The 25,754-nt window shown below is 37.4% G+C and carries 22 protein-coding genes; 5 read left to right on the top strand and 17 right to left on the bottom strand.

Annotated features, from left to right (window positions below):
- Positions 1-2: 2 nt before the first annotated feature.
- The 11 genes from IQ237_RS06335 to rpmB all read right to left on the bottom strand — a co-directional run bounded on the left by IQ237_RS06335 (position 3) and on the right by rpmB (position 13,104).
- Positions 3-653, bottom strand: coding sequence for a TIGR04282 family arsenosugar biosynthesis glycosyltransferase (locus IQ237_RS06335; RefSeq protein WP_194053403.1), 651 nt, complete (start codon positions 651-653; stop codon positions 3-5).
- A gap of 91 nt (positions 654-744) precedes the next feature.
- On the bottom strand, positions 745-948 hold the full coding sequence (locus IQ237_RS06340) for a hypothetical protein (protein WP_194053404.1): 204 nt from the start codon (positions 946-948) through the stop codon (positions 745-747).
- Positions 939-1,475, bottom strand: a complete 537-nt coding sequence (locus tag IQ237_RS06345; protein ID WP_194053405.1) for a Tfp pilus assembly protein FimT/FimU — start codon at positions 1,473-1,475, stop codon at positions 939-941. The genes IQ237_RS06340 and IQ237_RS06345 overlap by 10 nt, the downstream gene beginning before the upstream one ends.
- Positions 1,476-1,537: 62 nt before the next feature.
- Complete coding sequence (gene hpsC, locus IQ237_RS06350; protein ID WP_194053406.1) at positions 1,538-2,554, bottom strand: hormogonium polysaccharide secretion pseudopilin HpsC; 1,017 nt, start codon at positions 2,552-2,554, stop codon at positions 1,538-1,540.
- Positions 2,555-2,841: 287 nt separating this feature from the next.
- The gene (gene hpsB / locus IQ237_RS06355) at positions 2,842-3,543 is read right to left on the bottom strand and encodes a hormogonium polysaccharide secretion pseudopilin HpsB (RefSeq protein ID WP_194053408.1); all 702 of its coding nucleotides are present in this window, start codon (positions 3,541-3,543) and stop codon (positions 2,842-2,844) included.
- A 99-nt stretch (positions 3,544-3,642) separates the two neighbouring features.
- The gene (gene hpsA / locus IQ237_RS06360; protein ID WP_228019756.1) at positions 3,643-8,109 is read right to left on the bottom strand and encodes a hormogonium polysaccharide biosynthesis protein HpsA; all 4,467 of its coding nucleotides are present in this window, start codon (positions 8,107-8,109) and stop codon (positions 3,643-3,645) included.
- Positions 8,110-8,304: 195 nt separating this feature from the next.
- Positions 8,305-8,925, bottom strand: coding sequence for a type II secretion system protein J (locus IQ237_RS06365; protein ID WP_194053410.1), 621 nt, complete (start codon positions 8,923-8,925; stop codon positions 8,305-8,307).
- Between the two features lie 47 nt (positions 8,926-8,972).
- Entirely contained in the window at positions 8,973-9,566 is a 594-nt protein-coding gene (locus IQ237_RS06370; RefSeq protein ID WP_194053412.1) for a Tfp pilus assembly protein FimT/FimU, read from the bottom strand.
- Positions 9,541-10,332 (bottom strand): prepilin-type N-terminal cleavage/methylation domain-containing protein, encoded by a 792-nt coding sequence (locus IQ237_RS06375; RefSeq protein ID WP_194053414.1) that lies wholly within the window; start codon positions 10,330-10,332, stop codon positions 9,541-9,543. Before IQ237_RS06375 ends, IQ237_RS06370 begins: the two co-directional genes overlap by 26 nt.
- 18 nt (positions 10,333-10,350) lie before the next feature.
- Positions 10,351-11,808, bottom strand: a complete 1,458-nt coding sequence (locus IQ237_RS06380) for a hypothetical protein (RefSeq protein ID WP_194053416.1) — start codon at positions 11,806-11,808, stop codon at positions 10,351-10,353.
- Positions 11,809-12,867: 1,059 nt separating this feature from the next.
- On the bottom strand, positions 12,868-13,104 hold the full coding sequence (gene rpmB, locus IQ237_RS06385; protein WP_096569572.1) for a 50S ribosomal protein L28: 237 nt from the start codon (positions 13,102-13,104) through the stop codon (positions 12,868-12,870).
- A 53-nt stretch (positions 13,105-13,157) separates the two neighbouring features.
- On the opposite strand from rpmB, the gene IQ237_RS06390 reads away from it, so the two are divergent.
- Positions 13,158-13,979 carry an alpha/beta hydrolase gene (locus IQ237_RS06390; RefSeq protein WP_194053418.1) on the top strand — a complete coding sequence of 274 codons (822 nt, stop codon included), beginning with the start codon at positions 13,158-13,160 and terminating at the stop codon, positions 13,977-13,979.
- A gap of 243 nt (positions 13,980-14,222) precedes the next feature.
- On the opposite strand, the gene IQ237_RS06395 is transcribed toward IQ237_RS06390, so the two are convergent.
- Together IQ237_RS06395 and IQ237_RS06400 are read right to left on the bottom strand one after the other, a co-directional pair.
- On the bottom strand, positions 14,223-15,275 hold the full coding sequence (locus IQ237_RS06395) for a J domain-containing protein (protein WP_194053420.1): 1,053 nt from the start codon (positions 15,273-15,275) through the stop codon (positions 14,223-14,225).
- Positions 15,276-15,433: 158 nt separating this feature from the next.
- Positions 15,434-16,837: a carotenoid oxygenase family protein gene (locus tag IQ237_RS06400; RefSeq protein ID WP_194053421.1), complete on the bottom strand. Its 1,404-nt coding sequence runs from the start codon at positions 16,835-16,837 to the stop codon at positions 15,434-15,436.
- Between the two features lie 86 nt (positions 16,838-16,923).
- On the opposite strand from IQ237_RS06400, the gene IQ237_RS06405 reads away from it, so the two are divergent.
- Together IQ237_RS06405 and era are read left to right on the top strand one after the other, a co-directional pair.
- Entirely contained in the window at positions 16,924-17,562 is a 639-nt protein-coding gene (locus IQ237_RS06405) for a histidine phosphatase family protein (RefSeq protein ID WP_194053423.1), read from the top strand.
- 234 nt (positions 17,563-17,796) lie between these two features.
- Entirely contained in the window at positions 17,797-18,753 is a 957-nt protein-coding gene (gene era, locus IQ237_RS06410; RefSeq protein ID WP_194053425.1) for a GTPase Era, read from the top strand.
- A 244-nt stretch (positions 18,754-18,997) separates the two neighbouring features.
- Here the strand turns inward: era and IQ237_RS06415 are convergent, their stop codons facing one another.
- Together IQ237_RS06415 and IQ237_RS06420 are read right to left on the bottom strand one after the other, a co-directional pair.
- Complete coding sequence (locus IQ237_RS06415) at positions 18,998-19,660, bottom strand: restriction endonuclease (RefSeq protein WP_194053428.1); 663 nt, start codon at positions 19,658-19,660, stop codon at positions 18,998-19,000.
- Between the two features lie 37 nt (positions 19,661-19,697).
- The gene (locus tag IQ237_RS06420; protein WP_194053430.1) at positions 19,698-20,882 is read right to left on the bottom strand and encodes a DNA cytosine methyltransferase; all 1,185 of its coding nucleotides are present in this window, start codon (positions 20,880-20,882) and stop codon (positions 19,698-19,700) included.
- A gap of 588 nt (positions 20,883-21,470) precedes the next feature.
- Here IQ237_RS06420 and IQ237_RS06425 point away from each other — a divergent pair.
- Positions 21,471-21,686 carry a hypothetical protein gene (locus tag IQ237_RS06425; RefSeq protein WP_194053432.1) on the top strand — a complete coding sequence of 72 codons (216 nt, stop codon included), beginning with the start codon at positions 21,471-21,473 and terminating at the stop codon, positions 21,684-21,686.
- A gap of 214 nt (positions 21,687-21,900) precedes the next feature.
- On the opposite strand, the gene dxs is transcribed toward IQ237_RS06425, so the two are convergent.
- Both dxs and IQ237_RS06435 read right to left on the bottom strand, forming a co-directional pair.
- Entirely contained in the window at positions 21,901-23,796 is a 1,896-nt protein-coding gene (gene dxs / locus IQ237_RS06430) for a 1-deoxy-D-xylulose-5-phosphate synthase (protein WP_194053434.1), read from the bottom strand.
- A gap of 196 nt (positions 23,797-23,992) precedes the next feature.
- Entirely contained in the window at positions 23,993-24,715 is a 723-nt protein-coding gene (locus IQ237_RS06435; protein WP_194053436.1) for an S-layer homology domain-containing protein, read from the bottom strand.
- 229 nt (positions 24,716-24,944) lie between these two features.
- On the opposite strand from IQ237_RS06435, the gene rpiA reads away from it, so the two are divergent.
- The gene (gene rpiA / locus IQ237_RS06440) at positions 24,945-25,655 is read left to right on the top strand and encodes a ribose-5-phosphate isomerase RpiA (RefSeq protein WP_194053437.1); all 711 of its coding nucleotides are present in this window, start codon (positions 24,945-24,947) and stop codon (positions 25,653-25,655) included.
- Positions 25,656-25,754 lie beyond the last annotated feature (99 nt).

Genomic DNA, 25,754 nt, shown 5'->3' on the forward strand with positions numbered 1-25,754 from the left:
AGTTACAACTCTCGTCTATCACCTACAAATATCTGTTCCCAAACAGGTAAATCTTCTGGACGGTCAATATCAGCTAAACTAGGTAAGTATCCAGATAATAAATTTAGTTTCTGGGCAATTTCTATAGTTTGTTGGAATACTTGAGCAGTTCCCCATGAGATTTGAGAAAACAACTCTGGGACGACTCGACGTAAACCAATCAAGTAATAACCACCATCCAGTGCAGGTCCTAGCACTAAATCGCAAACTTTGAGTTTCTCCAAGGCTGATGCTAAAATGTGTGAGTTTAGACCAGGACAATCAGTACCAATGATGATTACCTGTTCTGCATTGTTACTAAAAGCATCTACAAGCGATCGCATCATCCGCTGACCTAAATCCCCTTCACCTTGACTTTGATATACAAAACCAACACCTAACCAATTTTGCATTAATTCCCAATTACCCCCAGCAAACCGCACTTCCACATTTATAGCAGATATCTTTTGTAATTCTTTAACCTGCAATATGGTATGTTCAGTCATTTGCTTTTGCAGATCAGCCGCACCAACTTCACCCAAAGCAGGTATCAGTCTGGTTTTAGTCTTCCCTGGTTCTGGATAACGGGTAAAAATAATTAGATGCTGTTTTCGGATATTTAGTAATTTCTGCACAGCAGCGCCCTTTGGAAAGTCAAAAATCAAAAAACAGGGAATAGGGAAGAATAATTTTATATTTTAGATTTTAGATTTTAGATTGGATCTCCTATTCCTTAGCAACTTGAGTTAATAACCTACCTTCCGCACCCCCCGGTGTCACAATCGGTTTTTTCGTAATTTCATTACGACCAAATGTTGTATTTTGTACCAAAGATAATGAATATTGGTAGGCGATCGCCAATTCTAAATCTCCAAATGACCAATTTTCGTTGTGTGACAGTTGAGGGTGCGGAATGTGGGTTAATAACAATATTTACCATCTTCAGGAGTCGGATTTTCTTTTGCGGTTCGCAATGCTCCTAAAATTGTCGATACAAAAACACAACGCTTTCCTTTTCCACCAGATTTACTAGATAGGGTGATTCTACCTAATGGGGGTTTTCTGACACTACCTAAATAATCAAACTGAATATGTCTTATACCATTAGACTGCCGTAAAGTTGTTTCTGCATCTAGACGAACTGAAGTATCTAAACTATTCCATATAGCATTAAGTGGGTTAACTGTTCCTGGATGAATAGCCCATTGAAGTATATCATTTTCTTCTCTAAAACTAACTTGCCAAGTCAATTTCTCCTTTTTTGCTTGGCTTTGAGCTTGACGTATTGCTTGATAAACTTGATTTTGAGCAGTATTCAAACGCAAATTATTCAGAAAAGACATCCAACTTGGTGCTGCTATTCCACCCAATATACCAATTATTAACAGAATTATTAAATTTTCTAGCAAAGTAAATCCGTTATTTGATTTCTCAGATATTTTGTGCATTGTATTCATTGTTTGTTTCAAACTCAACTTTTTTATATACATACCAATCACCAATCACCAATCACCAATTACTATTTATATAAATAACCACGTCCTTTAACTTTAATATTCGCGGTGGGAAAATAAGTTTTTCGATCCTTACTGTAGTCAATACCAACATGATGATTAAGACGAGCCAAGGCATTACCGCGAATAAATATTTGTGCTGTTGTATTCAAGCTATCAACGCAAGCATAAAAACTAGTCATTTTACCTGTTTTAGTTGTATTAAAACTATCAGGAGTTACTTTTGACCAAGTAATATTAGGATTTGTAGAATTAGGAGGACAAATTGCTGGGGGTGGATTATTTGTAGTTTGATCAATATAATCAACCAAAACTAATGTATTAGCAGTATAAGCATTACTTCCCTTTTGCCAAGCATTCATAATTTCTTTGATAGTACCTTTACCATTGATATCAAAAGGAGCAAAACCATTACTAGGACAATATTCATTTGGTTGACTAGAAGAACCTTTTACATATTTACCTGGATATCCATTACATGATATTGTTTTCTCATCAGCGATATTAGCGAGGACACCATCTCTAATTTCCCATCTACCAATACGAGCTATTTTAGACCAATTAGAATTAGAAGTATTAGTATCTTGCATTAAAAAATAAACTACTAGGGAATAAACAAAAGTATCATTTTTACCTCTTCCAGAAACTGGTAAAACATTAGTGATTAATTCTCGTTGCCAAAATACAAGTACCGGAACTCTATCAATACCTCTGGGGGGTGCAGGTAGTTGATTTTTGATAGCTTCTATACCTTGAGCATCATAGATATAAAAAGCCTGTTGTAAATCGCGGGAAATATACTCTAATGCTGCTTGAATTTCCTGTTCTGATTTGATTTTAGCTTGTTCTCTGCGGTCAGTTTCCATCACATTAATCATGAAACCTAATAATGTCGTGATAATAATAGATGACATTACCAGACCTACCATTAATTCAATTAATGTAAAACCACTGTTGACTTGAACATTTTTACGTATTTTATACTGGCGAAAGATGATTAAGGTATCTAAGATAAATTTCATGGTGATGTTCCAATTTGAATGATAGTAAAAGGAAAAGATGAACAATCGAAAATTAAATCTCCCTTGAAAGGGGAGGTTTTAGAGGATGTTTGAAAAGTATCAGAATTAATGAAGATCCCCCCAACCCCCCTTGAAAAGGGGGGCTAAATTCCTCAAAGTCCCCCTTTTTAAGGGGGATTTAGGGGGATCTGCGGGTGTCAAATCCCACACAAAAAAGTTTTCAAACAACCTCTTAAACATTGAAGGCAACAATTGTCAATTATCAATTATCAATTGTCAATTGTCAATTATCTACAAGGTGCTGATAAAGGAGTACCTAAACGCTGACATAAAGCTTGAAATGTAGTCCTATTATTGCCTATATCAGTGGTCATTTCTATTAATGGTGCTTGTTTATCACCGAGTCCATCAGTGATAGATGAAGCAGTTTGTTTACTTGTTGCACCAGTATTGATTTTGATGGTTTGGCTAAAATCAATATCTGCGCGATAGACTCTAATTGCTAACCGATAACCGTCATTTTTTTTGGTGGTTTGGACAATTCTTCCGGCTTGAATATAAAACATATTATTTGTACAATCTGTGTTGTGAATAATGCCATATTGATTAGCACAATATAGTTCACTAGGTGATGAAGGTGGAGGCATTTCTGATGTATTGATTAAATAATCATCTGGAGTAATAGCAAGATTTCTTGGTGCATCTTGAGTAGATGTCAGTTGAGATACTATTGTTGGTTTATTGATAGAACCAATTCTCACTCCGTCAATAAATGTTCTTGCAGTTTGAGATGCCATTTCCACTCTTCTAGCTTGCATACGGATGGCGGTTGACATCACTAATACTGGGGCGATCGCTGCTAGTAATATGGAAGCTACAACCATTCCTACTAATGCTTCCAAAATAGTAAAACCAGCGTTATTAAAGGTGACAGGGAACAGGTGACAGGTTACAGGGTTTAAAGTTTTTTGATATCTAGGTTTTCTCATTACTAATACCACGAACTTGGTTTAAAAAGTAATAGTTTACGGTTTTGTTTGTCCAAGTGCTATTGTTGATGATTAATCATCAAATTAATCACAAGAAAATTAATTACAAGCAGGACGTTGATCCTGATCTACTGCATAAATTTTAGTGGTAGTTTTGGCACATAACAAAGTTTCTATCCAGTCATCATCTCGACTGACTTCTCTAAAATATTCATTGGGTAAATTATTGGACATTGTGACTAATTTTTGAGAAAATAAATCAGGTACTTGAGATAATATTCCTACGTCATAACTCCATTCTCTTTTTGGTGGTAGGTGGCCAGAAGACATCCCATTATTCAGGCTAATTTTGTACAGAAATTCGCTAGATTGAGTATTAATTGCTGTACTATAAGTTCCTGTGGCGTAAGCACTTCGTTTCATTTGGATAAAAGCACCGTTAATTTTCATGGGAATAGCATTACCTCCAGGATGCCAGTTTTCTAAAAAGCGGACTAAGTTGGGTAAACCTCCGTTATCTTCTGTGGGACGACCAGGATTATCTCCTGTGGCTATAATTAAATTAAATGTATTTTCTGTGGCAACTTGTAACCAGTAATTATGTGAACCTGTGGTAATGCTGTTAGTATTATTGGGATCATCAGGTGTAGCAAAGGGTTGTTTAATTTGTAAAACTGGTTGCCAATTTCCATTTTCATCAACTTTTAACCAAGGAATCAGAAAAGTGTTACCTTTTTCGTCTTTTGCAAGTCTAGGTAATGTTGAACCTGAAACCGGAAATGCTTCAATTTTATTTTTGTCATTGACTCCATAAATAGCTAAAGGAGTTATTAATTCACCAGTGTCAATGTCTCTTTTAAAAGCTATTCTTTTGGGTAAATTTTGATCATCCCAACCGTTAGATGGTTTGTTTGCATTACCAAGCGATCCAGTTTTGATCGCACTCATTGATAAACCTTCAATATTTCCTCCTCCATTGCGCCAGTTATTTTGTCCTTGTCCATCATAATTGTGATAAGGAACGTTAGTAATTACCCATTGTTTTGGGTCATTATTACAAACTTCAATATCTGAAACTGCACAAACTTCAAAGAGAAATTCTCTAGCTTGTATTTGTTTGACTATGGGTGTGACAAAGTTGTGAAAATAAGAACTACCTTGAATACCGCTAGTATTAGGATCTAGGTCTACGTTGGGAATACCTCCGCTGTTATAATTTTTAGTAACTGTGGGAGCGTAGGCATTATATTTAAAGTGAACTGGACGACTTGCTAATGAAGCACTATCACCAATGTTATTATTCCAGTCATAGTCTCCCTCATCACGAAAACCAAATCTGAAGTTATCAGAAAGTAAGGTGATAGAGTCGGCTAAAACTACAGCATTGCGCCATTCATCTCCACTGTGGCAATTTGGGCGTTTTGGATCTCCTGGACGACAAGCAAAGTTATTATTAGCTTGGTTGCGAGTGTAGAAGTTACTCCAATCCGATGCTAGTCCTGTGGTAAATTCTGTTTGAGTATGTTTATTAAAGTCGCCTTTCATATAAACAGGTAAATTGCTGGCGAAAATTAAACCTTTTGCCCCTCGTATGTAAGTATTATTTGTACCCCGAAAAAGTTTAGTTGCTGATCCATCACTGGTCATGATCATAATTCCGTTGGGACGACGAGTGGAGTCAAGTTTATAGTCTACGGGACTTTCTAATTTTGCTGCTGCTGATGTTCCTGCACTTGATATTCCTGCACTCATATCCGCTAGGGCATCATCACGGGTGGCATAAATAATGCCACTATTAGGTAGTAAGTATTCTGATCCTATGGGAGTGGTACGTAGTTGGTTGAGGTCGATAACTGTGGTACGAATTTCTAAGGGTTGTCGGTCTTCTAGTGGTAAATTATAAGACAAGTCAGCATCTAGGCTGCTAGTTTGATTTGCCTTCACTTGTCTAGAGTCTAAAAAGGCTATTTCTTTAATAGCACCGTGGGGAATAGGGGGAGTAGCTGTAACTGGACTGATGCTACCATCCATAATTTGCAGGGCGCATAGGGCTGCATCTATGGCAGAATGTTCGGAAATTGTGCGATCGCTCTCTGTTTTTCCTAATGCTTTTTTCAATGGTTCGTTTACCCAGCGGCCATTAGGATATTGCAAGCTGGCTTGATAATTCAGTAAGTTATTATAACTACTTGCACTTTTATTTGGCGGTGTATAAACTATACCGTTGTTAGATAATCCATTCACATCTTTTTCTATCCCTAACGCATCAGGTAATGTTCTTATATTTTTCGCTGTGGTACTATTTGTGGGAATATAAAAACTACTGATACAAGCTAATGGTCGGGGATGTTTCTGACTGTAATTAGCTGATTTATAGTGATAAACTACTGTTGCTCTCATCTTTAAATAAGGGGTAGTTATGTCACTTCCAAGCATTTGAGGCAAATGAAAATTTAATGATGAATCATAAATTGAGTATGGGTTAATTGTTGTTGATGTTGGTGGTTGTGCTTGTTCTTTGGGGACAGGCAACATATCCGACCAGATTTTTGTAGAAGCTGCTGTGAAGTTAGTGCTGTTGGCGGTATCATTTCTCGGTAAATAAATTCCTGCCCCAGTAACTACACGCAAACCACCAACTAAATTTTCTTGTTCTCGGTTTTTTGGTACTTGCGCTGCTGCATATTCCCAGTCTCCATCTCTCTCGGTTGCAGCTAAGTCGGCTAATATCTGCAAACTTGTTCGCCGAGTTCGGGGTGTAGGTTTATGACTCAGATCCCAATTGATACCTTCAAGTTCCTGAGTATCGTCTATGTTTGCACCACGAAATTGGTTTGTTTCCTTATCCCACCACTGTTCAGGTAAGTTATTAGCAACTATGGTTCTATCACCTAAATATTGTTCTACATTAGCTAATTCTTTTTGTAGTTTATCAATGGGTTCGGTAGCCAGAGGTTTAAGTGAACTACCAGTTATATTTAAGGTGATTTGACTATAGCCAGATCCGGTTATACCATCACTGTCATAGGGATAAGACCACTTATCTATAGGGCGTAATGTATCACCACTACCTTGCAGCTTACCCCCACTATTAGCATCTTTTTGTTCATCACCAAAAGCGACTTCTGCAAAAGGTACGCGGCGAGTACGTCTTCTAAAATAAAGTTCTAATTGATGACGACGAATATTGTCATATTGATCTGTTGTATATCCTGTGTCTAATTGTCTTTGTTGTTTCTCTATTCCGTCTTTGACTTCTTGTGGATCTGTGGTTAAAGAATTAGCAAATTGAGCATTAACTAATTTATTAATTCTTTTGGCATAAGCTAAACTATTATAAGCTAAATTTTTAGGGGCATTAGTTCCTGATTTATTAGTTGTAATTTGAGGATTATAACCTGTGACATTTTCAGGATTTGTATTTTTATCTTTAAATAAATCGACTGTTGTTGCTGTTACTAAATCACTATCATCTGTAAATCCTCCAGCGCCTAAATTACCACCAACAATAATCTTAGAATTGTCTGCTTTGTAAAAACAAGAATCAGGACTGCTAACTTGATAAAGTCTGACATGGGCTGATTTTCCACCCGTTAAAAAGTTGCCATTAGTAAAGATGCGTCCGTTGATTTTAAAATCTTCATTTGGTGTGATTTCTAAATCATCTTCATAAATTATCGCGTGGTTGGTAGGGAGAATTTGCTCTCTATCTTGTTGATATTCTAGGGCAGAAAAGCTTTGAGTGCCTTGATAAATTTCATAATTCTTTGCTTGATCAGAGGTAATATTATTTGTGCTAGTAATAGGAAATGTGGTAGTATAAACAAATAGAGCTTTTTTCATTTTACCACCCATTTTAAACCAGCCATTAATATCTACTAATTTGGGATTTGTCCCAAAAATAGGGTGACATTTGCTAGTTAAATCACTATGATTTATGGGTGTACTTCTGGCTTCTAAGGTATTTCTAGTCCGAATATATTGATTATTATCGTTATTTTTAGGAGGATTTCTATAATAAATTGCGTAGAGTGTATAACTATCAAATTTACCGTTATTATTTGTATCTACAGGATATTTCCAGGCTGTTTTTAGAGGTTGATTATTATTAATATTTAATTCTAGGGGTGTTTCATCTCCGAAGGTATATTCATTAATATGTTCGGTTAAGAGTTGATCTAAATCTTGATCTGATGGTAAGGATCTGGAGATGCGTTGATCTTGAAATAGTTTATTGATTTTTGCCCTTCCTCTATCAATAGCTGGGATAGCTGCATTAATCACTGTTTGATTTACTCGGACATTACTGGCGTGTTTAGACCTTTCAAATGAGCGAATCATGATAGCAAGGGTTAATAATACAACTACCATTGAAACCATTGCTACTGTTGGTAATACAAAGCCAGAATTAGTTGAATTTCGTCTTTTTTTATTGCCAAAAATAGCTTTTAATAGCCTAGAGATGGTTTTTTTAATTGCACGTGATTTTATTGCACGTGAACATTTGAGGATCATCTTTTTAGCTATCCTAATTATAACCTTGGTTGGCTGATATGTTTTGGTCATAAATGGAGATGCTACCCTGTCAGGTATTGGATAGGTGTAGATAATGTTTTATTGACCCCTGTAGAGACGTTGAGTAGATGTCCTTACATGGGTTGATAGTTGTTATTGTTATATGTTTGGCAGGATTTTACATACCGTATTTATACGGTTTTTTGGTTAGATAATGATTAATTAAATAAATATTTAAGGATTTAATTAGTTGGCTCTGGTATATACGGTACTTTTGACTTCCAGGCGTTTGTTATAATTTGGATCTCTTGGCTCATCTGATAATTTACCGTATAAATACAGATCCACTTTCTTCCCACCTGAATATATACAGGCATAAAAACCATTACTACCAACAAGTTGATTTGCCGGTGTAGGTGCAGGTGTAGGTGTAGGACAAGTGGGAGTGCCTGAACTTGGAGCTTTAATTCCATCAACTAGAAAATTACTACCACGCTGAATAGATTGTGATCTTTCTGCTGCTGTTGGGTTTGTATCTGTCCATACACCACTGCTATTGGCTATGGAGTAGGAAACAGTAGAATTATCTGGAAGTGTTAACTTGATGACTTCTCCTGCAACAGTGGGAGATTCTATTTTTTTTGCCATTCTAATTTCATTAGCCATATAATCTAAGGCACGATTTAAATTAGTACGTCTATCGCTTTCAGCTTTTGCTTTTTGATTTTGTTGGAGTAGGGCTACAAATGCAGTACCGGCTAGAGTCACAACAATTGACATTATTGCTGCTGCTACCAAGATTTCTATCAAAGTAAATCCTTTATCAGCAGCATGATTAGATTTGATAAATTTTAGGTAATTTTTCATTTTTCGACACCTAATATAAACAATAAAATGCTTTCTATGGTATGTTTTTATGGGGTGCATCTGCGAGAAATTGATCCACTAGTTCCAGTGTATTGACCAGTGCCTATTAATCCGAGCGGACTGGATACAACTAGACATCTTTTTAGGTTAGGATTTTGAGCATGGGTAACAACTATTGTTATATTGGAAGTTAAGTCAGATCCACTAATGTCAACAGTCTTTCCTAAAAAATCTAAATTAAAACCAACTTCTGTTGTTACCAAGGAAGTATCATCTGTAGAAGTTTCCAGACGCACGTTTTCTAATATACGATCGCCTGTTATGAGACAGTTATAAGTTTTGGGATTAGTAGTTGGAGTAGGAGTTGGATTAGGACTACTTGTAACTATTGGTGTATTTGGTGCAGGTGTAATGATAGTTGCAAATGCTACATTACAGTAATGTGATCTAGCCATAGCTTGTCTTTGAGCTTCTTTTATCGCTCCCTCAATGCTAGTAATAGCAGAATCTACAGCCCTTCTTTGTGACCATGCAAAATAGCTCGGTCCTGCCATAGCTGCAAGAATACCAGCAAACACTACTACTATTAGTGCTTCTAGAATTGTAAATCCTTGATCATTTGATACATTGCAATGACGCATTAGGTATTACCTCGCTGGTGAGTTCAGCTACAATCTTAGGGGTATTAGTATTAAGTGTTCCATAGAAGCTGGATGTTGGCCTGGGTTCTGGTCCAGCAACTATATACTTGACCTGTAAAGCATCATAGGGATAATTAACACTGTTAGTATCATTTCGCATCAGCCAAAATCTCATCTGTGTACCCGGTATGGTATAGGGTGCATAATTGTTCACAGATGTATAAGTTAATCCAGCATAAGTAGCCGTTACAGAACCAAGATTACCTTGTGTGTTTAACCGCAATCTTTGCGCCAGTCCTGTAGTAGTATTAGGCGGAGTAGTAGGGCTTGGGCTTGGTGTGGGAGGATTACATACTGTATTACTGACAACTCTTGCAGCAGACGTTGGTACAGTCCGAATCCCAGGTGAGATGGTAGTAGTTGAACCTGAAATGGTAAGGGTATAAACATCTGGTGTTCCCTGGAATTGGATGTTTTCACCAGTTAGCAATCCTTGAGTAGATGATAGTGTTATGGTAGTTGCTCCTGCACTGGGAACAGCGGCAAGGGTAGGAAATTCATATTGATTCGCTAAACTCCTGATATTTTCCAAGTCTTGCTCAATTAACTTCGCTGCTGTTGCATACTCCTTAGCTCTAGCTTTAAAAGCTGTGGAAATTACCAGCATTTGCATTGCTACTGTGGTGAAGAAAGTCACTATTAAAATAGCAACTAGAACTTCAAGTAAGCTAAAGCCTGAGTCGGGATCAAATCTTGGCTTGTTCATAATTATTTCTGGTTGCTGTTAGTTGACATTTTGCCGTTGCCATGAAGTGATTCGATCAATGGTTGGCTTGAGATATTTGGGTTGTAAACCTATTAAGCTAGACCAACTTCCTTGTTGTTCAACAACCACGTTGGCAGTATTGGAAGCACAGTCACCTTCAACTGTACTGCTATTTGGATTTGACCAACTTCTTGTCCAAACTGCACCTTTTACACCTCCACCACTGCCACCTCCTGCAACCCCTACAGTATAGTTAGGAGCTAGGATAAAAGCTTCCAAATATCTATTACCATTCAGGCATATAAATGATCCAACTGGACCTCTGCCAAAAATTTTAAAATTCATCGGGTTACAATTACTAACACGATTACCATTAACATCACGACAATAATCTACAAAGATATTCTTGTCGATATTCCCGTTTAAGAATATAACTACATTGTTAGGAGATGTAACTGATAATGTTGTGTTACCACTACCGGTCATACTATCAACTGAATATACATAGGTATTGGGTTGACCCATAAAAGTTATAGGTGTATGACGACTAGCATTAGGACCTGTGGTGACGGGAATGGTAGTATTGGTACTTATGGTTCCCAAGTTAATCACACCTGTTGTTGGCATTTCTGGCAAAGTTGGCATAGACAAATCGGTCTTCTGGGCTGAGAAATTACTACCCACGATATTTATATCGGTAAGTTCGAGAGAACAATTATTGACTAACAAGTTAGCTGCAATTGGGTTGCGACCTGTAGCATCAGGATCTTCTGTACTAGAACCACCAAGCCATACTCCTGGTATGGGAACATTCTCTATATCAGGCCGTTTGACAGGAATAACCACCTGGAGTCTAGTAATGGGTTTAATTATTGAATTAGTCATGCGCCCTTCAACAATGAGTGTACCCTTACCTGGGTAATTAGATAGATCATAGTTAGGATCAATAGGTCCATCGGGAGTATATCCGTAAGAAACAAGCCTAAATTGTTCCGGTTTTGGGTTATTTGGATCTGTTTTTTCTGGGTTGTCTACGTCTTTCCAATCAGTTGAGGCATAATGACTTTTGATATAGTCTAAATCTGTCACATTACAAGCTAATTTTAGTCCTGCAATATTGTCTGCATTCCACCAACTCATTTTGCTAGTATCAGTCGTAGTATTATCATCATTACACGCTGCTCCTGGCTGACTGCTACTACGGTTTCTACAATCTGGATATCTAGACAACATCCGATTATTGTTGATCAATTGCTGATAATAAGCAACGCCTTTTTCTGCTGCGGCTAATGCTTGATCTGTGGCTTTTTGCTGTGAAGCTGTTATCTGATCACCTTGCGATCGCATAGTCATGGTTAACCCTACCAGGATCATAATTAACCCTAGTGAAACAGCGATTACCATTGCAAACCCTGATTCTCTAGAGTGGAGTAGCAAAGCCATTTTTAATCTAGTATGCAAAGATTTAGTATTCATAATTTTTCCGGTTGTAGTTAATTTTTGACGATAAAAAATATATGATGAGAGTCTGATTGCAGAAAAGTAACTTTATCAATTGATAATTGATAATTGACAATTGATAATTGTTTCATTCAAGGTTTAAAACCTCCCCCTTTCCTGGGAAAAAAAGAGAAAAATTCCGATTTTTCAATCCTCTCCCTTCAACGGAGAGGTAATTGTCAATTGTTCATTGTTAATTGTCCATTATTGAATTTTTTATACCAATTGAATAAAGCTGTTAAAAATGATAAATCACTTCATACAATAGACATCTCCGAAAATTAAATATGCGTAACCTGAAACCCTTGGTAGGGAAAATTCATGGATTGTCCCTACATCTTTTTCGGAGAGGTCTAATCACTTCTCACACTGATTAAACAGCTTTGGTGATGTCAGGTTCCATGAAACTGTGATCATCAGACACAGGCGCAAGTGTTGATTTATTCTTAGCATACCCTATTATAAGGCTACTAATTTCAGTAATTGTACTGAATTAGTCAAGTAGGGGCAAACCCCCCGTGGTTGCCCCTCCTGGTGGTTGCCCCAAAAACAGGGGTAGGCACGGAGGCGCTACCCCTACATCCAATCCAAATCTTTGATCAAAACAGGGGTAGGCACGGAGGCGCTACCCCTACATCCAATCCAAATCTTTGATCAAAACAGGGGTAGGCACGGAGGCGCTACCCCTACATCCAATCCAAATCTTTGATCAAAACAGGGGTAGGTACGGAGGCGCTACCCCTACATCCAATCCAAATCTTTGATCAAAACAGGGGTAGGTACGGAGGCGCTACCCCTACATTAAATCCAAATCTTTGATCAAAACAGGGGTAGGCACGGAGGCGCTACCCCTACATCCAATCCAAATCTTTGATCAAAACAGGGGTAGGCACGGAGGCGCTACCCCTACATCCTTGAAAAGTGAAGATTAAGTAGAAAGGCGCGAAAAAACAGAAGTATGTAACAAAAAGCAAATTTGTCTAAAAACCTCTTCTCTGCCGCCTTCTCATCACGACAATTTTTAACCCTGACTACTTAATAGTGATTTAAATTGATACCAGCTTCTTTAGCCATTGCTTCTATACCTTTGCTATCTAAGGTTTTAATCGCTTTGGTAGAGAGTTTTAGTTTTACCCAACGATTACCACCAGGCCACCAAACGCGCTTGGTTTGCAGATTGGCGTGTTGCAAACGCTTGGTACGACGGTGAGAGTGGGAAACGGCCATTGCGTTATTAGCCTTTTTACCAGTAAGTTCACAACGACGGGACATGAACAACCTCCAAAATTCTATTCTATTTAAGTACAACCTTTCTATTTTAGATCATGAATAAACAACGGCTCAAAAAACTATTAATTGGGGATTTTACTTGGAAGCGGATGATTCGGTCTTTTGTTGTAATCTATACCTTATTTGCTGTCTATGTGTATTTTCGGGCGGATAGTATGATTTTCCTGCCGCAACCATCAAGTTATCAAGACACAAAAGACATTATTAAGCTGAAAACGAGGGAAAATAAGCAAATTTCCGCAGTTTATTTACCAAACCCTAGTGCTAAGTACACTATTCTTTATGTTCATGGAAATGCGGAAGACTTGGGAGATATTAGAGCAACTTTAAAAAAAATACGGGATTTAGGTTTTAGTGTCTTTGCTTATGACTATCGGGGTTATGGTACGAGTCAGGGAACACCTACAGAAATTGCTGCTTATCAAGATATTGATACTGCTTATTATTATTTAACTGAAGATTTAAAAATCAAACCAGAAAAAATTATTGTTTTTGGGCGTTCTGTAGGGGGAGGTTCAGCGGTAGACTTAGCAGCTAGGAAACCGATAGCGGGTTTAATTATTGAAAGTACCTTTACTTCTGCTTTTCGAGTAGTTGTACCTTTTCCCATTTTACCTTTTGATAAGTTTAATAATTTAGAGAAAATCAAAAAAGTCAAAGTTCCGGTTTTAGTGATGCACGGTAAGTTAGATGATATTGTTCCTTTTGAGCATGGTGAAAAATTGTTTGCTGCTGTTACTGCACCGAAACTTTATTTGTGGGTTGATAATGCAAATCATAATGATTTTTTTGAGGTTGCACAAGAAAAGTATGGTCAGAAGTTGAGGGAGTTTGTTGATTTATTAGAGCAATATTAGCAAAAAATTGATCCCCCTATATCCCCCTTAAAAAGGGGGACTTTATATTGTTGATTTCTGACTCCTGTACGGGTTTAGCATTACTAAACCCCTACTTCATCCTGAGAAGATGTTTTAAAAGTCGCTGATGGTGTATCAAATATTTATAGATCCCCCTATATCCCCCTTGAAAAGGGGGACTTTGACTCTAGTTCCCACCTTTTTAAGGGGGGTTAGGGGGGATCAGGGGGTTGCCCCTACTCCTTAAAAATTAATTATTCCTCCAAATTCTGCCATCATTTCTTCTAAGAGTTCTTCCATCATTTCTTCTCTGAGGGAGCGCAAACTAGGAGGACCTTGCAGAAATTCTTTGATGGTAATTTTCTTGTCTCTAAAGTTTTTGATAAAATCACGAATATCAACAATAATTTCAATTTGAGATTCTAATTGGTTTAACATGACACCAATAGAATCAATTCCGTATTTAGCCGCTTTGCGAGCATCAGAAACCATTGCTCCTTCGGGAGTATTTTTAGCTAATCTTAGTTCTTGTTTTAATTTATCATATTGAGTTTTGAGAATTTCATTTTGCTGTTCTAAATTTTTACATCTGCGATTTAAATCATCTTCGCTATTATTATCAATTGTTTCTCCTAACTGATGTTGTCTTTCAATTTCTAATAGTCTGGCTAAATCTCCTTCTTGGTAAGCTTTATTAATTTCTTTCATGATTTCTGTGTGAGATTTATGTGTTTCAGAATCTTGTACTTTGTCTGGATGAAAGATTTCTGCTAGTTTTAAAAATGTCTGTCTAATTTTTCGAGAATCTTCGCTTCTACTAGCAGAGGTTGATTCTACTTCCTGTTGTGAATCCCAATATTGATGTTGATGATGTTGATGATTGTCTGTTTCTGGGTTTTCAAACATTTCATCTAGTTCAGTATCTTCATCTTTTTCATTAATAGCTTTGGGGCTAATTATTCCTGACATTTGTAAATTCATGTACAGGGATTCTATTTTGTTTTGGGTTTGTTTACCAAATTTTCTAGTAGTCAGAAGTTCCTGAAAAAGTGCATGAATTTCTTGATCCAAATCTGACATTTTTTTCATGCAAGGACTAGCTTTTTGAAATATCTCTGTAGCTAGAGAACGCATTTTTTCAACAAAATTATTGATTTCTGTGCGCTTTTTCTTAATCTGTTTCAATAAGGATTGATGTTCTTTTTCTAGAGATGCTAAATATATATGCAGGTCAGAAAGTGCTAGTGTGGTGGTTGTTGGGGATGTTGGTGATGCAGACTTGGTTTTTCTAGGCATAAAATTGAGAATGGGTAATAGGTAATGGGGAATAGGGAATAGGCAAGAGTCTATTAATTTTACACTAATCAATCATCACAGAACAAAGGTAGGGGTAATTCATGAATTACCCCTACGCAAGAATCAGGTTTTTATTCCCATCTTGCGTAAGTCCTAAATTATCTATTTAATTGTACTGCGGATATCCAAGCACCATGAAAACCATAGGGTACTCTTTGGGGAATAATTACTCTGGCAACAGGTTCACTGGTGATATCTTGAGCATTGATAACCACTAATTCAGAAGTTTGTGAATTTTCATCATAAACAAAGGTGATCAACCAACCATCATCTTCTGTGCTTGCATTTGTGGTTGTATTTAAACGTGGTGCAAATACAGCTTCACCACCATAACGCCCTTGTCCAAATTCATGGGTTTGGGTTTTGCCATCTGGGAAATTATACTTAATTACACCATCAAATAAAGGCATAGGACTATTAGCCATTTTCCCAGCATAACCGTATTGGGTTTTTCTCCCTAACAGGTTTTCGTTAACACGGGGAAATTCTGTGGGTACATCATCTAACATTTCTTCCGTGACTTTACCTGTTTTGAGGTGAAAACGCCAACGATGTAAGAGGGGTATATTTGCGGTGGGATCATTTGTTGATATATTGGTTTCTAATACGGTGGTAGAACTCATGCGACAAGCAATAAGGATGATTTCGTCTTCTGTTTCATAGGCGTTGAGGGTGTGGAAAACGTAACAGGAAGGACACTCAAACCAGCGGATATTGCTGTTGTCTCCGTGACGGGGTAAAATGCCAAAACGACTGGGGCGATCGCTCTCAAACATCATCATTGGTTCTCCCCTCTGCATCCGTTCTACACTGAATGTCAGGGGTAAATCCATGAAAATGGTATAATTTTCAGTAATGGCGAAATCGTGCATCATTACCCCTATTGGTAGTTCAATGGGTACTGTATTCAATATTTCCCCTTGTGCAGAAACTACGCCATATTGTAAGTATGGGGGTGCAAAAGAATAACCAAAGAACATCATTTCCCCAGTAACTGGATCTACTTTGGGATGGGCGGTAAAAGGGGAAGTTAGTTTATTATTGTAAGTATATTCATCAATGGTTTGTAATTCAGGAAGTTGGATATTATGCGGTGATCCTCCTTCCCACAGTGCTAAAAATTGTCCAGCGTGCCAAACTAAAGCAGTATTAGCGGTGTTTTTCCCTGGTCCATAAGGGTTGTCCATTTGCGGTGGTTCTAAAAGTCCACTCCAAACAGCTTTACCTACTTGGTTTTCAATGTTCCAACCTCTAGTACGCACATAACGGTTACGATAAATAGCTTTACCATTGGTAATTTCTACACCGTGCAACATTCCATCACCATCAAACCAGTGATATTGTCCTATGGGTGAATGTTGGGGGTTTGGTCCATTGCGAACAAACATCCCGGAAAGGTCGGAGGGTAGTTCACCAATGACTTTGAGGGTGTCTGCGGTAATTTCTTGACTAACTGGGGCAAAATTCCCATCCAAATAGGGGTTTACTAAGGTGGTGGTCATTGTTATTGTTGAGTTTTATAACGCACTTTCTCTAATATAGCTATTTCCCAAAATCCAAAATCTAAAATCTAAAATCTAAAATTGTTATGAGCTTAACTCTTTATCTACTCCGTCATGGAGAAACAGAATGTAGTCGAAATCATGCCTTTTGCGGTGCAATAGATTCAGAATTGACTCCTGAAGGTGTGGAAATGGCTCATGCTTTCGCTGCTGCTTATAGTTCTACTTCCTGGGAGGCGATTTTTTCTAGTCCCATGCGTCGCACTATGGAGACTGCAAAACCTCTGTGTACAGCGATAGGAATACAACCAATATTGCGGGATGGTTTACGAGAAATTAACTATGGTAAATGGGAAGGAAAAACCCCAGAAGTGATCAGTCAGGAATATCATGATGATTATTTGCGCTGGTCTGCTGATCCGGCTTGGTATGCACCCAATGGAGGAGAATTAGCTGTAACAATTGCTTCTCGCGCTATGCAGGTGATTGAAGAAATTAAACAGCTTTACAAAAATGGTAATGTTTTAGTTGTTACTCATAAAGCAACAATTAGAATTATTCTGTGTAGTTTGTTGGGTATTGATGTGGGGCGTTTTCGTTATCGTTGGGGATGTCCTGTGGGTTCTGTGAGTATTATTGAATTTACTGAACATGGTCCGATGTTGTTAACTTTAGCAGATCGAACTCATTTAGATGCAAGATTGCGAAATTTAGGGGGAACGTAAATTGGTGATTGGTGATTGGTGATTGGTGATTGGTGATTGGTGATTGGGAAGAATAAACTCTTGGTTTTTTACTGTCACCTGTTACCTGTCACCTGTCACCTGTCACCTGATTCCAAAATAGATTAAACTAAAAACAAGGACATACTCACACATAACAATGTGATTTTATGTCTTTTTTGTTTTCGGTAAAAAACCAAACTATTCTAATTTGAAAATATCAAGGTGTAATTAAAAGTGAGTAATATTGATAATTATAGTTTTACAGTTGCTGAAGAATTTGCCATTCCTCAAGCACCTGCTAATTTTAAATCTGGTTTTATCGGTATTATTGGTCGTCCTAATGTCGGTAAATCTACTTTGATGAATCAATTAATAGGACAAAAAATAGCGATTACATCACCGATAGCACAAACTACCAGAAATCGGTTAAGGGGGATTTTAACAACTGATCAAGCGCAGTTAATTTTTGTGGATACTCCGGGGATTCATAAACCTCATCATCAACTGGGGGAAGTGTTGGTACAAAATGCCAAAATAGCCATTGAATCGGTAGATGTGGTATTGTTTGTAGTTGATGGAACAGCGGTTTGTGGTGGAGGCGATCGCTTTATTGCTGAGTTATTAAGTCGGAGTGAAATTCCGGTAATTTTAGGTATTAATAAAATTGATCAACAACCAGCAGATGCGGAAAAAATAGATAATAGTTATATTGAATTAGCGCGAGAAAATGAATGGCAAATTGCTAAATTTTCAGCGGTGAATGCTGAGGGTTTACTAGAACTGCAAGATTTATTAATTGCGCATTTAGAACCTGGACCTTTTTATTATCCACCGGATTTAGTCACAGATCAACCAGAAAGATTTATTATGGGGGAATTAATACGGGAACAGATTTTATTGTTGACTCGTGAAGAAGTTCCTCATTCAGTGGCGATCGCTATTGACTTAGTAGAAGAAACCCCAACTATTACCCGTGTTATGGCAACTATTCACGTAGAAAGAGATTCCCAAAAAGGAATTTTAATTGGTAAAGGTGGGACAATGTTAAAATCTATTGGTAGTGCTGCGCGTGAACAAATCCAAAAACTAATTGCGGGTAAGGTTTATTTGGAATTATTTGTGAAAGTGCAACCAAAATGGCGACATTCACGGGTGAGGTTAGCAGAGTTAGGATATAGGGTGGAAGAATAAAATACGGGGGAATGGGGATTTTGGGGATGTTATTTAATGATGGTTTGTTATGCACAAGATATGAAGGAATGAACCACGAAGAAATGAAGAAGCGAAGGTAAGATGTTGCAGAGAGATTTTCCATTTTCATCCTGTACATCCTGAAATCCTGGTTATCCCGATTCTGACAAAAATATCATCCACCCATCATTTTTAACCAAGCAAATATTTGATTTACTGTTAACTGTAAATAGTTTTGTGTGAATTAAGAAATTAAGAGATTTTCTATACCTGTTGTGTTTCCTGCAATAGAGACTTGAATCACTCTACTATATTGTAATCGCCATTGTAAAGCATTGGAAATAGTCAGATAGCCAATTTCTGGAGGTTCACGTAAAATTCTTTCTGCAAGTGTTTCTCTACCAATTTCGTCTAACGGAAAATTTCGTTCTTCTAAAAAAGCTACCACATCATCTTTATTACCATTACGGCGTAAAATTTCTTGTAACCCGTAGCTAGTTTGATAATCTCCAGTACGTTTTTTATCTACAAAAACAACATTCTGAAAGTTTAAATTTGCAGTACGAGAATTATGGTCATCATTTTTTTCATAGCTAAATATTAACAGATGATAACCTAAACCATATACTTTTTGACTGGCATTTTTAAAGGGACATGAAGATTGAGGTTGTCGGATTGAAGTTACTTTTAAATCAACTTCTAAACCAGGAAAATCTATTCCTAAAGCTGCACTACCAAGAGTGTAATCATACCTCGTTGATAAATATTGATTAAAAGCAGATTCTACGTAAGTTCCTACAGCTTTTCCATCTGTAACTCCATATAAATTATAAATTGGTGTTGCACTCAGTTCTAAGCAAAAAGTACGTGCAGCGATTTTCAACGATTCAAGTGTGAGTAATTCCATATTTTGCAGAATACATTCAATAAAGAAATAAAAAAAACTAAATAGCTAAAGTTAATTGTTGGTAATTAGATTTAGTAAATTCAATATTTTTTTTACCAATTCTTTTACATACCCATTCTACACAAGCAGGAACAATTGCATTACCAAACAAAGCATATTGATCATAAATTTTTGCTTCTCTACACCAATGATCAGGAAACCCCATTAACCGCGCATATTCAATGTTAGTTAAACGGCGATATTTATCATTTACTTTATAGCGTTCATAGTGTCTGGAAGTAGAAGCAGTTAATGTTGATGCAATACCATTAATACCAAATATTGTATAACCCAGCCTTGAACCTCCATCCTGATTATATAATATTTCTACCCCTTGACAATAACGATTCACAGCCTTACTTTTTTTAATCCTTTCTAAAGTATCAATTGTAAAATCAAATTGAGGATCTACTTTTGTCTCATCTTGCAAAATATCTTTTAACATTTTTCTAGGTTTAATATCTGGTAATGGCGACATATTTTGAGTAAACATTTTATTTTTATAGGCAATTCCCCAATTACCATTCTTGCCTTTACTTTCAGCTATAGGTGACATATATTTTTCTAGTAGCAAATCTATATCTTCTAGATTAATCAAATCTTCTTGCGTTAAAAAAATAGATGTTTTTTCTAATAAATCAGCATTAATATTGACATAATTTAGTTTAGTACCAACAATAAAAATTCTTTCTCGATTTTGAGGAATACCAAAACTAATAGGACTAATAATTCTCCATTCAATTAAATAATCTAATTCAGATAAGGCATTTAAAATAACTTTGAAGTGATAACCATTTTCCATTGTTAAAAGTCTTTTGACATTTTCCAATAAAAAATACTGTGGTTGTTTTACAGATATAATTTCTACAATACGTTCAAATAATGTTCCTCTAACCTGATCTCTTACTCCTAATTTTTTACCAGCAGGGCTAAAAGGTTGACAAGGAAAACCAGCAGTTAAAAGATGATGATTAGGTATATCGGATATAGAAATATTATTAATGTCACCTAAAACAATAGAACCATCACCAAAATTACTCTGATAAACTTGACCAGATAATTCATTAATATCATTTGCCCAAATAGTTTTAATATTAGCAGATTCTAAACCTAAACGAAAACCTCCAATACCTGCAAATAACTCTATAGCTGTTAATAATTCTTGTGTTTTTTCTGTTTTCATTAACTTCTAAAATAGCTTCGTTTTCTTTGTGGTTCAATGATTACTATACCAAAGTATGGGAACTAGAAAAACCCAGGAATGAATTAATTTTATCTTTGTGTCTTTGCGTCTTTGCGTGAGCTACCTTAACAATTCTTATCCCAAAAATCCCAAAAAAGTTTCAACACCGTTTTTTACCCCGAAATTATTGAGAATGGTTGCGAATGACTTAACGTATTTTCAAGGGTCTTGACTTCTGGCAGGGTTATGTTATGATAGTTTTTAGAATAATCCAAGGGAGAAGTATTTTCTTAATCAGGATTTCCAGGATTAAAGGATTTACAGGATAAAAACGCAGATAAACGCGGATAAACGCAGATTGTCAGAATCAGGATGACCAGAATTATAGGATTTACAGGATGTTATTTGATGATGGTTGGTTACGCACAAGTCACTAAAGAACGAACCGCAAAGGACGCAAAGGACACAAAGGAAAGAGGTTTTTAGAGAGATTTGAAAATTTCATCCTATAAATATTGATTCTGAAAATCTGCGTCTATCTGCGTTCATCTGCGTTCCCAACCCAAGCTGTTAAAAACCCTATATATATTGCGCCCACAGATTTCCACTCATAACACAAGTGTACAAAATTATGAGCAGCTTGTCAAGCCGAAAAAGAAGCGATGGCGCAAAGCACCCGCCATAGGCGATCGCAAAAATCCTGTAAATCCTTTAATCCTGGACATCCTGATTCAGACAAAAATCTATTTCGCGCAAAGACGCAAAGGAGCAAAGTCGCAAAGAAGATATCCTGTAAATCCTTAAATCCTGTTTTCTCATTCCCAATCTCAGACTGGGAATGCCATCATAGAGTCTCTGACTCTCATCATACAAGAAGGGAGAGCCTTCAATAAATCATTCCCATACAGAGTATGGGAACGAGGAAAACGATGTTTTTTCTCTGTGTACTCTGCGCCTCTGCGGTTCGTTAATTCATTCCCATACAGAGTATGGGAACGAGAAAAACGAAAAAAGAAAACTACTTCACAGCAGCTAATTCTTTCTTAAAGAAAGCTTGAATAATCTTCTCTGCAATTTGCTGACTGGTTAAACCCAAACTAGCCTTAGATTCATCAGGTGTGGCATGATCAACTAATTCATCAGGAACACCGATCCGTTTCACAGGTACAACAACATCAGCATCTAGTAAAGCTTCCGCTACCGCAGAACCAAAACCACCCATTAAACAACCTTCTTCTAAAGTGACAACTCGGCCAATTTGTTTTGCCAAAGGTAAAATCAAATCAGTATCCAAAGGTTTCACAAATCGGGCATTAATTACAGTCGATTCAATTCCATGTTCGCTGAGAATTTCTGCTGCTTGCATTCCAGGGTAAACCATCGTACCATAGCCGACAATTAACACATCATCGCCTTGACGCAAAATTTCCCCTTTACCAATTTCCAAAGGTTCCCAACCTTCTTCCATCAAGGGAACACCATGACCATTACCACGGGGGAAACGCATCGCAATGGGTCCATCGGTATATTCAATACCTGTGACTGTCATCCGTTGTAATTCCGCTTCGTCCTTGGGTGCCATTAACACCATGTTGGGAATACAACGCAGATAAGCTATATCATACATCCCTTGGTGAGTTGGACCATCAGCACCCACAATACCCGCCCGATCTAAACAGAAGAATACAGGCAAGTTTTGAATGCAGACATCATGGATAATTTGATCATAGGCACGTTGTAAGAAGGTGGAATAAATAGCAGCTACCGGACGCATACCTTCACAAGCTAAACCCGCAGCTAAGGTAACGGCGTGTTGTTCAGCAATACCCACATCAATATATTGGTTAGGTAATTTAGCTTGTAATTTATCTAAACCTGTACCCGTGGCCATGGCGGCCGTAATACCGACTATTTTTGGGTTTTGTTCTGCTAATTTCACCAAAGTGTGAGAAAACACCTTAGCGTAAGCAGGTGGTTTAGGTTTACTGGAAGGAATAGCTTTACCAGTGGCTAAATTAAAGGGGTTTTGGGCATGATAGCCTACTTGGTCTTTTTCTGCCATTTCATAGCCTTTACCCTTGACGGTGGCTACGTGAACCAGCACTGGACCAGTTATTTTATGTGCCTGTTGGAAGGTGGCAATAAGTTCTTCTAAGTTATGGCCATCCACTGGACCCATGTAGGTAAAACCTAGTTCTTCAAAAACTGCGCCAACTTTGGAAACAGCTAACCGTTTCATCCCTTCGGTAATGCGTTCTAGTTCATCACCAACAAAGGGAATATTTTTAAATTGTTCCTCAATGTTATCAGTGAGAAATTGCATCGGGGGGCTAAGACGCATTTTATTTAAGTAGCGGGGAATAGCGCCGACGTTGGGAGAAATGGACATCTCGTTATCATTGAGAACTACCAACAAGTTAGTTTTAGGGAGGTGGCCTGCGTGGTTAATAGCTTCTAATGCCATACCGCCGGTTAAAGCACCATCACCGATCACCGCTACTGTTTTAAATTTTTCCCCTTTTAAGTCACGGGCTAAGGCCATACCCAAAGCGGCGGAAATACTTGTAGAAGCGTGTCCTGCGCCAAAGTGATCAAATTGGTTTTCACAACGTTTGAGATATCCCGCTACTCCGTCTTTTTGTCTGAGGGTGTGGAAGTCGTTGTAGCGTCCGGTAATTAGTTTATGGGGATAAGCTTGGTGTCCTACATCCCAAATTACTTTATCCCGATCTAAGTCTAATGTTTGATATAGTCCCAAGGTTAATTCTACAACTCCTAAACCTGGTCCCAAATGTCCCCCACTTGCGGCTACGGTTTGTAAGTGTTTATCTCTAATTTGTTTGGCTATTTGCTGTAACTGCCGAATAGACAAACCGTGCAACTGGTTAGGATGGGTAATTTCACTCAGGTGCATATTATAAGGTTTTCCTCTCTAACTCTACTTTTTGGCATTAATTGATTTTCCCACTTCGGGGACTATAAAAATCTCACTGTCACCAATGTTTTATTACTATAACTTTGACTGGGGTAATGGGTAATGGGTAATTGGTAATTGGTAATTGGTAATTGGTAATTGGTAAAAATTCCACCCCTACCACCCCTACTTCCCCTTAAAATTTCAGGGTAGTGGGAACTATGGGTGTTTCTGCCTGTTTTTGCTGACGTTGCAAATATCTACTTAATAAGTAGGCTATGTCACCGCGAGTCATAGGGCTTAATGGGTTAAGATTGCCGTTAGGGTCTGTGTTCATAAAACCTTCTGCTATGACTGTGGCGATCGCCTTTCTCGCCCATGTCGGTATAGAATTTTGATCAGGGTATTTTGATAAAATCTCATTCACAGTTTTATCGGGAAATTGAAATACTCCATAAGCTTGGGCAAAAATTGCTATCCCTTCTGCCCTAGTGACTTTTTGATTCGGGAAAAACATATTCCCCCGATATCCTTTCATAATATCGTTTTTCAGCACTGTTTGAATATCTTGATATGCCCAATGATATTTCGGAACGTCTGGTACATTTATGGTTTTTTCTTGTTTCGCTGCTTGGCGTTTATCTAAATAAAATGCTTTGACTAAAATTGCTGCTAATTCTGCTCTACTGATTAATTTTTCTGGATAAAATTTTCCATCGGGCAAGTTATCCATTAATTTTGATTCTACAACTTTTTGGATATAATCTAGATCGCTCTTGTTTGTATTTTCAACAAGATTTTCCACATTATTTTCAACAGAATGCTTTGGTGTGTTGACTTCCTGGGCAATGACTGGAAATATAGACAGGAAGGTTAATAAGTTCAATGTCCCCAAGGTCAAAATTGCTAATTTCTTCATATCCCAGATTATTGTAATTGTTTATTTTCAACTTCGTTCTTGGATATTGACGGTTACTGTTTTTTAATGTTTCTGATTTTCCTAGAAATGTATAATAATTAATGTAATTGTAGATTATATATTATTTAACTAATCACCAATCACCAATCACCAATCACCAATTACCAATTTTGTAGTATATTCGGCTATGAGAGTATTTTTCATGTTGTGAAATTTTCAGGAGTTGAAAATGTCCGTATCAGCAGATCCCGTAAAGTTAATGAAGCAAGAAGTTGGTAAAGCAGCAGCGAACCTAGTAAAATCAGGTTCTATTGTTGGGTTGGGTACGGGTTCAACTACAGCTTACACTATACAGTTTTTGGGCGATCGCCTCAAGTCTGGTGAACTCAAAGATATTGTCGGTATCCCTACTTCTTTTCAGTCGGAAGTGTTAGCAAAACAGTACGGTGTTCCTCTTACCACTTTAGACGCTATTGATCATATTGATATCGCTATTGATGGTGCTGATGAAGTTGATCCTCATAAAAACTTGATTAAAGGTGGTGGTGCTGCTCATACCCGCGAAAAAGTGGTAGATTATTTAGCAAAAGAATTTATTGTGGTAGTTGATAGCGGTAAGTTGGTTGACCGTTTGGGTTCTGTTTTTGCAGTACCCGTGGAAGTCATTCCGATGGCTATTACCCCGGTAATTAATGCTATCAAAAAACTCGGTGGTCAGCCAGAATTACGTATGGGTGTGAAAAAAGCAGGTCCAGTCATTACTGACCAAGGTAACATGGTGCTAGATGTCAGATTTGATAGTATTGATGATCCTGTAACTTTGGAAACAACACTGAATAATATTCCTGGTGTTTTGGAAAATGGCATCTTTGTCAACTGTGTCAGTCAGGTTTTAATTGGTGAAGTTATTGATGGTCAACCTGTTGTTCGTCAAATGTAGGTAAAATGGAAGAATTCAGGAGTCAGGAGTCAGGGGTCAGAATATTTAATAAAATATTCTGTCTGATGACAAGCTAGAAAAAAATGACTACTGATTGCT

Source organism: Sphaerospermopsis sp. LEGE 08334 (assembly GCF_015207205.1).
GTDB lineage: Bacteria > Cyanobacteriota > Cyanobacteriia > Cyanobacteriales > Nostocaceae > Sphaerospermopsis.

What these genes read in the sequence shown, in the direction of transcription:
- rpmB (WP_096569572.1), bottom strand. Translation starts at nt 13,104, where the DNA reads ATGTCCCGTCGTTGTGAACTTACTGGTAAAAAGGCTAATAACGCAATG.
- IQ237_RS06365 (WP_194053410.1), bottom strand. Translation starts at nt 8,925, where the DNA reads ATGAAAAATTACCTAAAATTTATCAAATCTAATCATGCTGCTGATAAA.
- rpiA (WP_194053437.1), top strand. Translation starts at nt 24,945, where the DNA reads ATGTCCGTATCAGCAGATCCCGTAAAGTTAATGAAGCAAGAAGTTGGT.
- IQ237_RS06390 (WP_194053418.1), top strand. Translation starts at nt 13,158, where the DNA reads ATGAATAAACAACGGCTCAAAAAACTATTAATTGGGGATTTTACTTGG.
- IQ237_RS06415 (WP_194053428.1), bottom strand. Translation starts at nt 19,660, where the DNA reads ATGGAATTACTCACACTTGAATCGTTGAAAATCGCTGCACGTACTTTT.
- IQ237_RS06380 (WP_194053416.1), bottom strand. Translation starts at nt 11,808, where the DNA reads ATGAATACTAAATCTTTGCATACTAGATTAAAAATGGCTTTGCTACTC.
- IQ237_RS06395 (WP_194053420.1), bottom strand. Translation starts at nt 15,275, where the DNA reads ATGCCTAGAAAAACCAAGTCTGCATCACCAACATCCCCAACAACCACC.
- hpsA (WP_228019756.1), bottom strand. Translation starts at nt 8,109, where the DNA reads ATGACCAAAACATATCAGCCAACCAAGGTTATAATTAGGATAGCTAAA.
- IQ237_RS06375 (WP_194053414.1), bottom strand. Translation starts at nt 10,332, where the DNA reads ATGAACAAGCCAAGATTTGATCCCGACTCAGGCTTTAGCTTACTTGAA.
- IQ237_RS06435 (WP_194053436.1), bottom strand. Translation starts at nt 24,715, where the DNA reads ATGAAGAAATTAGCAATTTTGACCTTGGGGACATTGAACTTATTAACC.
- IQ237_RS06370 (WP_194053412.1), bottom strand. Translation starts at nt 9,566, where the DNA reads ATGCGTCATTGCAATGTATCAAATGATCAAGGATTTACAATTCTAGAA.
- IQ237_RS06420 (WP_194053430.1), bottom strand. Translation starts at nt 20,882, where the DNA reads ATGAAAACAGAAAAAACACAAGAATTATTAACAGCTATAGAGTTATTT.
- hpsB (WP_194053408.1), bottom strand. Translation starts at nt 3,543, where the DNA reads ATGAGAAAACCTAGATATCAAAAAACTTTAAACCCTGTAACCTGTCAC.
- IQ237_RS06405 (WP_194053423.1), top strand. Translation starts at nt 16,924, where the DNA reads ATGAGCTTAACTCTTTATCTACTCCGTCATGGAGAAACAGAATGTAGT.
- hpsC (WP_194053406.1), bottom strand. Translation starts at nt 2,554, where the DNA reads ATGAAATTTATCTTAGATACCTTAATCATCTTTCGCCAGTATAAAATA.
- dxs (WP_194053434.1), bottom strand. Translation starts at nt 23,796, where the DNA reads ATGCACCTGAGTGAAATTACCCATCCTAACCAGTTGCACGGTTTGTCT.
- IQ237_RS06345 (WP_194053405.1), bottom strand. Translation starts at nt 1,475, where the DNA reads ATGAATACAATGCACAAAATATCTGAGAAATCAAATAACGGATTTACT.
- IQ237_RS06400 (WP_194053421.1), bottom strand. Translation starts at nt 16,837, where the DNA reads ATGACCACCACCTTAGTAAACCCCTATTTGGATGGGAATTTTGCCCCA.